9 protein-coding genes are annotated in these 12,242 nt (G+C 49.7%); 2 read left to right on the top strand and 7 right to left on the bottom strand.

Going from position 1 to position 12,242, the window contains the following annotated elements:
• Positions 1–64: 64 nt before the first annotated feature.
• Positions 65–622 (top strand): hypothetical protein, encoded by a 558-nt coding sequence (locus IPL32_06705; GenBank protein MBK8465505.1) that lies wholly within the window; start codon positions 65–67, stop codon positions 620–622.
• Between the two features lie 3 nt (positions 623–625).
• Here the strand turns inward: IPL32_06705 and moaA are convergent, their stop codons facing one another.
• From moaA to IPL32_06675, 6 genes are all read right to left on the bottom strand, one after another.
• Positions 626–1,618 (bottom strand): GTP 3',8-cyclase MoaA, encoded by a 993-nt coding sequence (gene moaA, locus IPL32_06700; GenBank protein MBK8465504.1) that lies wholly within the window; start codon positions 1,616–1,618, stop codon positions 626–628.
• 119 nt (positions 1,619–1,737) lie between these two features.
• Positions 1,738–2,685, bottom strand: coding sequence for a tRNA epoxyqueuosine(34) reductase QueG (queG, locus tag IPL32_06695; GenBank protein ID MBK8465503.1), 948 nt, complete (start codon positions 2,683–2,685; stop codon positions 1,738–1,740).
• Between the two features lie 87 nt (positions 2,686–2,772).
• Positions 2,773–6,579: a TonB-dependent receptor gene (locus IPL32_06690; protein MBK8465502.1), complete on the bottom strand. Its 3,807-nt coding sequence runs from the start codon at positions 6,577–6,579 to the stop codon at positions 2,773–2,775.
• Between the two features lie 207 nt (positions 6,580–6,786).
• The gene (locus IPL32_06685; GenBank protein MBK8465501.1) at positions 6,787–7,821 is read right to left on the bottom strand and encodes a hypothetical protein; all 1,035 of its coding nucleotides are present in this window, start codon (positions 7,819–7,821) and stop codon (positions 6,787–6,789) included.
• 100 nt (positions 7,822–7,921) lie between these two features.
• Positions 7,922–9,064 carry an N-acetyl-alpha-D-glucosaminyl L-malate synthase BshA gene (bshA, locus tag IPL32_06680; protein MBK8465500.1) on the bottom strand — a complete coding sequence of 381 codons (1,143 nt, stop codon included), beginning with the start codon at positions 9,062–9,064 and terminating at the stop codon, positions 7,922–7,924.
• 30 nt (positions 9,065–9,094) lie between these two features.
• Positions 9,095–10,297 (bottom strand): PQQ-dependent sugar dehydrogenase, encoded by a 1,203-nt coding sequence (locus IPL32_06675; protein MBK8465499.1) that lies wholly within the window; start codon positions 10,295–10,297, stop codon positions 9,095–9,097.
• Positions 10,298–10,380: 83 nt separating this feature from the next.
• Here IPL32_06675 and IPL32_06670 point away from each other — a divergent pair, with 83 nt between their 5' ends.
• Positions 10,381–10,992 carry a zinc ribbon domain-containing protein gene (locus IPL32_06670; protein ID MBK8465498.1) on the top strand — a complete coding sequence of 204 codons (612 nt, stop codon included), beginning with the start codon at positions 10,381–10,383 and terminating at the stop codon, positions 10,990–10,992.
• A 13-nt stretch (positions 10,993–11,005) separates the two neighbouring features.
• Here the strand turns inward: IPL32_06670 and IPL32_06665 are convergent, their stop codons facing one another.
• Positions 11,006–12,196 carry a PQQ-dependent sugar dehydrogenase gene (locus IPL32_06665; protein ID MBK8465497.1) on the bottom strand — a complete coding sequence of 397 codons (1,191 nt, stop codon included), beginning with the start codon at positions 12,194–12,196 and terminating at the stop codon, positions 11,006–11,008.
• Between the last annotated feature and the right edge of the window lie 46 nt (positions 12,197–12,242).

Here is a 12,242-nt window from a genome sequence, read left to right as displayed (position 1 = left end):
CAAGTTTGTTGCGCGATTTCTTGACACCCTTGATTTTGCTGTGCCGTACCGAGAATTCTTCACAGTGGACCGAACATTAAGGAACCGTAATGCTCGTGCCTTTCGAGGAGGAGCAAATACAAAAGTTCAGCGCGTTAACGACAGGACACTCGATCAAATGTACATTGCATTCATGAACGTTTACTATTTGAGCAATCTTTGGGGTTTGAGTACGAAAAGAGTAAAGGATGTTGATGAACAGTTGTATCCACCCGAAATTGTTTTTGCAATGAAATCATCTCCCTATTTCCGCAATTGGATTTCTGACGCTGCTTGCTGCAACGAAGGTGAGGAGGATGTTAAAACTCGTTCGGAAGTACTTGGACTAATTAAGGACGCGCATCGTATTTCCTCACTTTTTCGTAAACGAATTCCGCCAAATTCCATGTCGTCCTCTATGTACAAAGAAAACGCGAAAGGCATTCTCCATGATTCTAGCTCGCCACGAATAAAATACGGTGAGCCAAACCTAGGTGTTAGTGACAGTCGCGCCGTGTTTATTGTCGAGCGCGATCTGTTTTACTTTTATATTTTCGAAGAGGCTGGAAGGTTCAAAGTATTTGGGCTTGGCATTGGCAACTAGATTCTATCCCCCAATAAAACTCATCGTCCTCGAGGGCTGAACAAATTCGGCGTCATTAATATAGTGACGCGGTTCTTTTTTCATGACGACGTTTTCGATAAAGTCCACGATCTCTTCTCGGTTGGCGCCGCTGCGGACGAAGTCCCTTAAATTATGTTCGGTGGTTGAAAAGAGGCACGTGCGGATCTGGCCGTCGGCGGTGAGGCGGATGCGTGAGCAGGCTCCGCAAAACATTTCGGTCACGGGTGCAATTATTCCGATCTCGCCTTTTGCTCCGTCGGCGAATTCATATTTCCAAGCCGTTTCGCTGCCGCGCGACGATTCCTTTAGTCGAAGCGGATAGACAGCGTTTATAGTATCGTGAATCTCCTTGCCTGGAACGACCATTTCACGGCTCCAATCGTTGCCGCTATCGAGCGGCATAAACTCGATAAACCTCATCGCCACATCATATTCGCGCGCGAATCGCGCAAAATCCACCATCTCGTCGTCGTTGCGTCCACGCACGACACAGGCATTGATCTTTATCGGCTCAAACCCGAACTTTTTCGCCGCGTCGATCGCGTCGTAAACTTTATCGAGAGCGTCAACGCCGGTGATGTCGAGAAATTTTTCACGGTCAAGACTGTCGAGGCTGACCGTGACACGGTCGAGTCCCGCATCTTTTAACGCAGCGGCATGACGGGGAAAATCGAATCCGTTAGTGGTTAAAGCAAGGTCAGTAAGCTGTGGTTTTAATTTAGCTATCTCGGCAACTAACTTAGGAACGTCCTTCCTGATCAAAGGTTCACCGCCCGTTAGCCTTATCTTTTCTATGCCAAGCGAAACGAAAATATCGGTCAGATATACGATCTCCTCAAATGACAAGATCGTTTCTTTCCGAGCAAGCGGAGGCTCGCCATTTGGCAGACAGTAAAAACAACGAAAATTACAGCGATCTGTAAGCGAAACGCGCAGATCGCGAATTATTCGGTTGTGAGCATCCCGGAGCGGCATAGATAAGATGATAACCGAAATGCTCAAGAATTTTTCAACGCGGATCTAGCGGATTAGGCGGAAAGCCCCGGATTTGTAGTATTAGTCCGGAAAATCTGCTCAATCCTCTTAATTCGCGTTCAAATTTCATTCGGCGGGGGTGATTTCTTTAGAGCCTCTGCGTTACGTTTTAAGCCCGGGAGTTTGGCTCGTTTGATCGCTGTGCGGCGAAAGCGTTCGGCGTAGCTTTCCGGCGTTAGGGATAAAACTACATCGAGAACTATTGATGTCTCGCCTTCTCGCGGCTCAAAACGGCTTTCTTGTGTTGGAGTTTCAAAACGGTTCCATGGGCAAACGTCCTGACAAACGTCGCAGCCGTAAAGCCAGCCTTCCATTTTTGCCGCAACATCGGCTGGCAGAGTTTCGTCACGCAATTCGATGGTGGCGTATGAGATACACTTTCGCGAATCAACGACATACGGCTCGACAATAGCGTTTGTCGGACAGGTATCGAGACAGGCCGTGCATGTACCGCAATGATCTTCGACGATCTCAGTGTCATATTCGAGGTCTACATTAAGAAGTATCTCGCCGATAAATACCCAAGAACCAACGTCGGTCGTGATCAGATTTGAGTGCTTCCCGATCCAACCTAAACCGGCACGCACGGCCCACGCCTTGTCCATCATCGGAGCCGTATCGACGCAGATCTTGCCCTCGGCATTAGGGCTCTCGGCTTTGATCCACGCGAAAAGCTCTTTCAGCTTTTCGCTTACCACATCGTGATAATCATCGCCCCATGCGTAACGAGACAGCTTACCCTTTTCAGTATTTTGATCGTGTTGATGATCGGTATAGTAATTTAAGAGAACAACGATGACCGATCTTGCCTCCGGGAATAACAGACGCGGATCGCTGCGTTTATCAGGGTCGCGTGCCAACCATGTCATCTCTCCGTGAAAGCCTTTGTTGAGCCATTCATTCAAACGGGCGCCTTCTTCAATCAGATTAGCGGCCTCTACGATGCCGACCTTTTGGAATCCGATCTCTATGGCTTTTTGCTTGATTTTTTCAGACAAAGAGTGCATATGGCGATTATCCTTGATAATAGTTCTTACACAAAAAAGCCGGACGGTGTAATACCATCCGGCTGTAAAGTATTAAGGTAAAGTAAATTAAAAACTAAGTTTTGCTCCGAATTGGAACTGTCGCGGGTCATAAGCCGAGGTTGGCTGACTGTAATACTTGCTGCCTTTGCGTTCACCATAGGTGTTGACAACATTGTAAAACGGATTGCCTGCGGCTTCGTTAAAGCGGTTAAACAGATTAAAGCCTTCGGCGATCAGATCGAGATTGACGCGTTCGCCGAGACGGACTCGACGGGTAAGTCGTGCATCGACCGAAAAGTAGTTGTGCGTGATGCCCATATTTCGCGGCAGACTGCCATCCCGTGGAAAATCGCCCACGAAGCAGCCTGCATCAACACCGGTCTGGCACAACGTGCCATCGGCCAGCACCGACGGACGTTCGTTACTGCTTTGGAAATCGCCGTTCGAGTCGCCCGGGGCAAGAATATTAAATGGACGGCCCGATCCAAATTCCACGATGGGAGCAAATGAAAATCCGTGCATAAATCCATAGAACCCTCCGGAAGATTTCCAGCTTTCCGGTGCGTTGATGATGCCGCTGAAGACAAAACGGTGCCGCTGATCAAAAAGCGAATCAGAACGCTCCGCCGCAAAATCAAAATTGTTCTGCGGTTTCAAGAGCGTCTGAAGATCTGATGAATCGTCAATGGAATGCGACCATGTGTAGGTCGCCAGAAACTGCATATTGCTCGAAAACCGTTTTTTCAGTTCGACATTCATCGCGTTGTACGATGAATTTCCATCGGATAACTGAGCACTGACATCACCAAAGGCCGTGATTGGTCCCGCAGTGCGGACAGAGCCTGCCATTTGAGCATCAAAGATGGCCTTCGTTACAGCTCCACCGGTCGCAGATGCGATGAAGAAATAATTTGGCGCAAGCGGGCGGAAAAAGTTTGCAGCGATCGGGCTGACAAATTTTTGGCCGGTCGTGTTATTGATCGCTATTAGACCCGGGATCACGACAGTAAACAGGGCGTTAGAAGTGGTAGGCATCGGAAAGAACGATGCTGACGCGGTACTTGTTGGATAGCAGCTTGCCGCATTCGGAGTCGCAGTCGTGCAACCTGCAAACGCCGGATTATTAACCGCAAAGCGTCTAAAATTCTCTCTTAAATTATTGGTATTTGGTGCATTTACGTCCTGCGGATGGTTCAAGTGATGGGCGTTGACCATAATTCCGCTGACAGATAGCGACATGTTTTTACCGATTTGTCTTTCGAACGACAGGTTAGCCTGAATGGCGTCGGGATACTTGAAATCTTTCGAGACGTGCAAGGTAAATGGAAGGATTGGCCCGAATCCGGTAAACGTTGCCGGATTGAAGCGCATGAGTCCATTCAGATATTGAGCTGAGGCAGCCAGCCCTGGTGTAACGCCCGGAATCGCCGTTCCCTGAAATACCTGAAACGCATTAAGTAACGATGTCGGAGCAAACGGAACTTCGCCCGAACGGGCGAATGGTAAGAGAGTTGCCTGCTGCTGCTGCGAGCCATCAGCGATATTGGAAAGAAATGAGGAAGCGAGCGCCGGGTGGTCGAAAAATCTGCCGAAAGCTCCCCGCATAACTGTCTTCCCATCTCCGGCAATGTCCCATGCAAATCCCAGACGCGGAGCAATGTTGTCCACATCACGTGGATACCCCTGAGTTACATTTAAAGCGAATTCGGCCGCTCCTACATCTGATTCACTTAAAGTGATCCCCGTCAAAGGATCGCGAAACGGTGACGGCGCGAAACTTTCAGTAAACTCATAATCGTAACGGACGCCAAAATTAATAGTCAGCCGCGGAGTAACCTTCCATGTATCTTGTCCAAAAACTGCGACAGGCCTGTTGGACAGTGTGCTGTCCGGATCGCCAAAGCCCTGAATGAAAACGCCCGGGAAGCCTAGGCCGTAAGATTGGGTTGCGGTAAATCCCGGACAGCGAACGGCTAAAGTTGGTGAATCGCATGCTACACCACCAACCGAAACGAACGATCCTGCAGCCTGCTGGCTGAAATTGAACAGCGCCGGAAAATTAAGTTCCAATCTAGCCTTACCATTGACAAGACTGACGTCGCCGCCAAACTTCATTGTATGATTACCGGAAACCCATGTCAGATTATTGCGAAATTGGTGGCGCTTTTCGACACGATTTAGCGGTGAGAAAGGATTGGCACCCATAAAGGCTGTGCCTGTGATTTGCAGGGCTACGCTTGGAACTTGCGAGTCAAATTTTGCGACCCGTCGGCCAAAGTTATAATAGAGCTCGTTGACGACCTTGGTCGACATGATACTCGTAAGAGATGCCCCAAACGAAAAGTCTTCAAGTTGCTGAATGCCGGTTCGTGAATAATCATTTTGCCCGAGCGTCTGGTTCTGCGACTCATCCTGAATCCCATTGACGGTGCCCGGATTATATCCCAGACGCATAGACAACTGATGGCTGGCGGACAGGGCGCTGTCGAAGCGAAGGGAGCTGTAGCTCGAATTTTCCGAGATCGGGAATAATCGGCTTAATTGTGACAATGGACGAAAAGCGACCAGTTGACCATCCGAATTCCTTGTCAGAGGGATCGGCATCCCCGATAATATGAATCGTCCGCCGATGACCTGTCCTTGTGGGACGCCGATACCGGGAACGAAATTAATCAGTGTGCTTGCCCCATTAATGGAAGATTGTCCGCCTGCTGATGCAAGATGCGCGTAGGCAACAGCCCGGCCTATCTGTGCTGCATCACCGCTGCCCAAGGCTGACTGAATATAGGAAACCTGCGCCGAGGTTAGATTTGTAAAGGTCTGTGAAATCGGCAGGATCGGAGCTCCGATAGTAACGCTTTGAGTAGCACCGCCATAGATATCACCGGTAAAAAAGCCCGATTCCTGACGGCGTCTTTGCTCAAACGAGAGGAAGAAGAAGTTTTTATTTTTTTTGTCCATCGGTCCGCCAAAAGTTGCTCCATACTGAGCCCGTGTGTAAGGCGGCTTCTTGTCCGGATCGTTGTCGATCACGGGAGCAAATGCATTTCGCGCCTGGATCGTTTTGTGGCGAATGAAACCGAACAAATTGCCGTGGAAATCACTTGTTCCGCGCTTTGTGACTACATTTACAATGCCGCCGGTCGCGCGTCCAAATTCAGGCATGTATGAGTTGGTCGTGATCTGAAATTCCTGCACAGCTTCCTGCGAAACGGTCGAACGGGCAGCATTGATCGAGTTATCGGTAAAATCGGCACCATCAACCTGCACGAGAGTCGAGCGACCGCGTTGGCCGCCGATATTCAAACCAGAAGTCGGTGCCGGCCCAATCGGACGGCCATTGTCACGTCCAACGGTCGAGATCGTAAGAGCAAAACCGGTCGCGCTGCGTTCGTTGATCGGAAGGTTCTCAATACGTACTTGTTCGATAGTGTTCGAAACGTTTGTTTTCGTAGTCTCGACAAGCTGAACATCGTCGCCCGCAACATTTACGATTGCCGTCGCCGTGCCTAATTCAAGTTTGATCGTCAGGTCGGCGCTCTGGCCTACAGTAAGCCGTACGGGCGAGATGATAACTTTTTTGAAGGACGAAGCCTCGGCCGTGATATCATATTCGCCCGGCGGTAATCCAATGAACTGATATACGCCGTCGCCATTAGTGGTCACCGTGCGGTTTATACCTGTTCCCATGCCTTTGGCCTGAACTGTGGCACCGCTGACGACCGCACCGTTCGGGTCAGTAACGGTACCAGAAAGGTCGGCTGCCGCCGCCTGCGACTGCGCGATTGCAGAAACGGCAAGGGCCGCGATCGCTGAGATCAGGACCACAAATTTAATGGCTTTACTGGAAATGCTGGACGAAAATGCTCTCATTTTTTTCTCCTTGAATGTTTGGATAAATCTGATTGCTGCCGGAAATCGATATGCTCCTACTATAGAGACTTGTTCGACTTGCGTGTAAGAAACGACAAAGGATCTTTACTCCGGCTAATACTTATTACAGAAATGATTTGCTTTGAATTTTTTAACTCAAAACCGCCATTTAAGCAAGCAATAATGTAATGTTTTTGTAACAGGTGCCTATTTTAAGTGCTTTCTCAGGAACGAAACGATCATGAAAGCATCGTAATAGACCCAAGGTTTTTCGCCTAGTGTGTAATGGCCGCATGGTATGGTCACCGCACTGTGTTTTATTTTATGGCGGCGAAGAGCTTTGATAGTGTCGCGCGAAAGGTCAACGGGAAAACTGAGATCGAAGAGCGTATAAATGTACCGCTGCGGACGCGGCGGTAGTTTGGCTAGGCGTTCGATGTATGCCATCGGCGAGATTGGCAGCCAGTACTCGCGAAGCTCGTCGAGCGTCAGATTGTCGCCCAAAGCCTCTTTGACATGATAGGTCGTGATGCCGTGCCAGACGACGTCCGCCGGATAGCCCGACACATGATTAAAAACAGCGGTGTCGATCTGCATGTCGTGCGTAAACGCAAAAAAGCCAACGCACGAACCGATGCTTGTGCCAACGATGCCGATCTTTTCGTAGCCTTGCTGTTTGAGCCATTTGATGGCGGAACGAGTATCGACGACAGCCTGCCGCAAACTTTGAAGCGTACGCCCGACATTGGGGGCCACGAGATAATCGGCACGGTTTATCTCAGGCGGTTTTCGCTCTTCGTGATAAGGCAGCGTCAGACGCAAGGCCGAGAAACCGATTCGGTTGAACAACTTGCACAGATCGAAATATGTTCCTGGCTTTGCGTTCCAATGCGGTAGTACCAGAACAGCGGCTTTTTTGTTTTTATCGTGAGGAAAGAATTTAGCGTAAGCAGTGTTGTTTTCGTTCGAAGGCGTTTCAATGCCGCTTGTCCAACTAAGATCGGGAGCATTTGCTTTTATGTTTGAAATTTGAAATTTGAAATCTGAAATGTCCGGCGAGAAGAAAAAATCGTCGCTGTTCGCAACGGTATTTTTTGAGTATTCACTAAAAAGCTTTCGCGGATCGGCTCCATTTGCATTCGAAGTAATGTATTCCGTGCCCCAATCGAACGGATGCACGACGCGGTTATCATCGAACATCGCAAGATGCCTTTCGCGTTTGTGCATGTAGCGCTTGAGCATATTTAGAAATAATTAACCGCAGATAGACGCAGATAGACGCCGATTAGATCTTTCTCTATTATCTGTGTTCATCTGCGTCCATCGGCGGTTGAATTTCTTCTCAAGCGGCAGCGGCTTTCGCTTTTTGGACGATCTTTTCGTAGAACGCGATGTATTGCGGAATTATCTTTGAGGTCGAGTATCGCTGAACGGCAAGCTCGCGGCCTTTTTCGCCGAACGAGCGTCGAAGTTCTTCGTCTTTCAGCAAATGGATCGTGTCTTTCGTCATCTTTTCGACATCGCCGACATCGCTTAGGAAACCTGATTCACCATCGTTGACGACTTCCGGAATGCCACCGATACGTGTTGCGATTACCGGCACTTCGCACGCTTGCGCTTCTAATGCGGCGAGGCCGAACGACTCTAATTCCGACGGCAGCAGAAACACATCGGCTACGCCCAGATAGTCAGCTATATTCGCTTGCTTACCCACAAAAACGACGTGGTCCTTCACGCCCAACTGTCCTGCACGATAAATGCAGGCCGAGCGTTCGGGCCCGTCGCCGACCATGATGAGCCTTGCATTTTCACCGGCGGCGCGGACCGTGGCAAGTATCTCGACGCAATCGTTTGGACGCTTGACCGGGCGGAAGTTTGATACGTGGACCAAAAGCCGTTCGCCGTTTGGCGCCAGTTCTGCCCGCAAAGGCGAATCGGGCAGGCGTTTGTAATGATTCTGGCAAATGAAATTTGGTATGACCTCGATCTCGTCAAAATCAAAGGTCTCGATCGTTGCCTGCTTCAAAAACTTCGAAACAGCTGTCACGCCGTCCGATTGCTGCAGGCCGTAACGCGTGATCGGCAAATACGAACGGTCCGCTCCGACGAGCGTAATATCCGTTCCGTGAAGCGTCGTTATGACAGGCACATAGCGTTTTTGCTTGATCGATTCGCGGGCCAGTATCGCCGAGATCGAATGCGGTATCGCGTAATGCACGTGGAGCAGATCGAGCTTTTCTGCACGAGCAACGGTCGCCATTTTTGTCGCAAGAGCGAGGTCGTAAGGCTGATGTTCAAAGAGCGGATACGACATCATTTCCACTTCGTGAAAATGGATGCGCTCGTTCAATTCCGTCAGACGCGTCGGTAAAAAAGACGAGATAAAATGAACGTTATGCCCGCGTTCAGCGAGGTCGCGGCCCAATTCAGAACCCACAATGCCGCTACCGCCGTATGTTGGATAAACCGTGATGCCAATATTCATAAAGCCTTTCCGAGCTAAATAAGTATCGTATCACGCAGCTCGTTTTTTCCGAATGTAATAGATTATGCCCGAATGGTCGTCGGTGAATAGGAACGAGTTAGCGTCGAGCTTCATGATGTCGCAAGGTCTGCCAACGACTTTTCCATCTTGTAAGAATCCACTTACAAATTCCTGTAATTTTTCCCCCTTTCGCATGATGACGATATTGTAGCCGTGACCGATCGTTTTGTCGGTCGAGCCGTGAAGCGATACTAGAAAAGCATTCTTGATCGTATCTGACGCATCAGCCTCATCCCAAAAATCAAATCCGAGTGCCGATGAGTGTGCCGGAAGATATGCATAAGGTTTAGCAACGTTTTTGCATCCTGACGAGCGTTTGAATTGCAGATCCTTAAAGATCTTGCCGTTTGACGAATAGCAGAACGGCCAGCCGTAATCTGTGCTGCGTTTGAGCGCGTAAAATGTCTCGTCCGGTTTTTGCAATCCCAAATGATCTGAGCCCTGGCCCGATGCCCAAAGGAATTTGCCGATCCATTTCAGGCCGACGGCGTTGCGCAAACCTTTGGCAAACTCGCGCTGCTCCGAGCCGTCAGGATTCATCTCGATAACGCTTGCCCGCACTTTTTCTTTTTCGATGCAGGCGTTGCAGGACGAGCCGACAGAGACGTACAGTTTGCCCGCAGGTGAGAATGTGATTGTGCGTGTCAGATGCCAGCCGCCGTATTTATAGCTGAGGCCGTAATCGGGAAAGGTCGCGAGAGTTTGCGGATCTGTATCGGTTGGTTTGGTTTCGCCGTGTGTGAATTTTCTTCGTGTCAGCTTGTCGGTCTCTGCAAGATAAAACCAATCCTGCCCATTTTCGTCGCGGTAAAATTGGCAGCTATTTGGGTTCCTAAGATCGGTCATATAAGGCGTCACTTTTTCAAACTTGCCCGTCTCGGCGTTCCAGCCGTCGAGGATGTAGACCACACCGCGTTTGTTGTCCGTCAGGTTGTACATATCGGTCACGAAAATACGTCCGTCCGGTGCCTTTGCAAAAAAACGAACTCGTTTCAAACCTTCCGCTGCAGGAATGATCTCAAATTCGGCCGGCAGATTGAGGAGGTTGAACGACTTACCGTCCTTCAATGTGACTTTGTGCGGAACAAGCTTTGGCTGGCCAAAAACAAGGCCGCCAAAAAGGCAGAAAACGCCGATCGCCAATAGTATTTGCTTATAAATATCCGTTCTCATTTGTGTTGATATGTGACTAAAATAGAAACAGAACTTAGACAGCGATAAATTCGTTATAATGACTCGAGGAGAATTATACAACAGTGTTTTGTCCCGAATGCGGAACTGAGGAGCGGCAGTCGAACCAGTTTTGCCGCGCGTGCGGCATTGATATGCGCCGTGTGCGTGTTGCGGTCGAGACGCCTGACAGCATCACGGCTTCGGCGATGTCCGCCCGCGAAGAGATCGGCCGTGCAGTCGCGTCCAAAATTCGTGAAACGCAGGACACTCGCGAACTTAAGAAAGTTGTCGATGAAGTTTTACCTGAGATCGAAAAATTTCTCGAGTCACCCGCCGAAAGAAAGCTGCGCAGTATGCGAATGGGAGCCATGCTCTCTTCCATAGGGATCGGCATCGGCATCGCACTGTCGATAGTGGCGATGGCTACACAGAAAGAGGAGATACTGCTGCTCGCCGGCCTTGGATTTATAAACTTCTTTATCGGCCTCGGCTTCATTATCAACGGTATGTATTTCACCTTGCCAAAAAAGGATATCCTCGACAGATCGTCCGACGCCGAGAGCCAACGCCAACTAGACGGAATTACAGGCCAAACAAACGACCTGCGACTTGCCGAACCGTCACCTCTATTTTCTTCCGTTACCGAGAGCACAACGCGGCACCTGAAAGAAAAAGAGCCTATTTCTGGTGATTAATTAACCATGCTCTTCAGGATGAAGGAGTCGAGGTCTTGGTTGCACTGGCTGCTGGTTTTTCGGGCACGAGCCTCAGAATTCTGTCGTCGTCTTTGGCAGGTTTGCCGCGAGCGTCTCGGTTTGATGTTGAGAAATAGATATAGCCGTCCGGGCCTTCTGCCATTTCACGGATGCGGCCATAAGGGCCGTCAAGCAAATTTTCCTGACTCACAACTTTGCGCCCCTCGAGAACTACTCGAATAATACGCATTCCGCGCAGGCAGCCGAAGAAAAAATTCCCTTTAAAGGCCGTGAAGATCGAACCATTGTAAAACATCGCGCTGGCGGGCGCGCATGCAGGCGTGTATTCGAGCAGAGGCGAGACCATGCCTTCTTTTGTTTGCTTGTGGTGTATTTCGGGCCAGCCGTAATTTTTTCCTGCCTCGAGAATATTCACTTCGTCACCGCCGCCGCCGCGTCCTTCAAAATCACTTGGCCCGTGTTCGGTCTCAAATACGAGTCCGCTGCCCGGCTGAAATGCTATGCCCTGCGCGTTGCGATTGCCAAGCGTCCATATCTCGGCGCGGTAGCCCGCTTTACCAACAAATGGATTGTCCTTCGGAACTGTGCCGTCGTCATTCAGCCGCAGAGTTTTTCCCGCAAGCGAGTCCGTCTTTTGAGCCAGATTCCAGTCAGTGGAATCACCGGTCGTTACATAAAGTTTGCCGTCAGGCCCGAACCTGCATCGCATTCCTGCATGATACGTAGCACCCGGCACGGAATCGAGGATTATTTTGTTTTCCGCAAATTTATTGTCTTTATAAACGTAGCGAACGATCTTTACCCGCTTGCCGTCTTTATTGTAGGCGTAAGCCAAATAGACAAAACCATTCTTGGCAAACTCAGGATGGATCGAGATATCCATCAGTCCGCTCTCGCCTGACGGCTCGACATCAGAAACAGTTAAGACAGGTTCCGTGCGAAGCTTGCCTTTTTCGATGATCCGAACTCGCCCTGGTCTTTCGGTCACGAGCATGTCGCCATTCGGAAGCCAAGCAAAGCCCCACGGCACTTCGAGCCCGCTTGCGACAGTCTCGACCTTGAATTTAACGTCGCCGCTCTTTGTTGTGACAACAGCGTTCTGAGGCAAAGTCTGCGCCTGGCTGCATCCAAAGGAACACAACGCCCAAATAACCGACGCAACTAACGTAATGCGGTGAGTCATATAAATATTATGGCCCAAAATGCATTAGTAGGCTAATTTTTGTCGA

Origin of the sequence: Chloracidobacterium sp. (assembly GCA_016711345.1) — a bacterium.
In the GTDB taxonomy this organism is placed as follows: Bacteria; Acidobacteriota; Blastocatellia; order Pyrinomonadales; family Pyrinomonadaceae; genus OLB17.
This window is presented reverse-complemented; position numbering and strand designations above follow the sequence as displayed.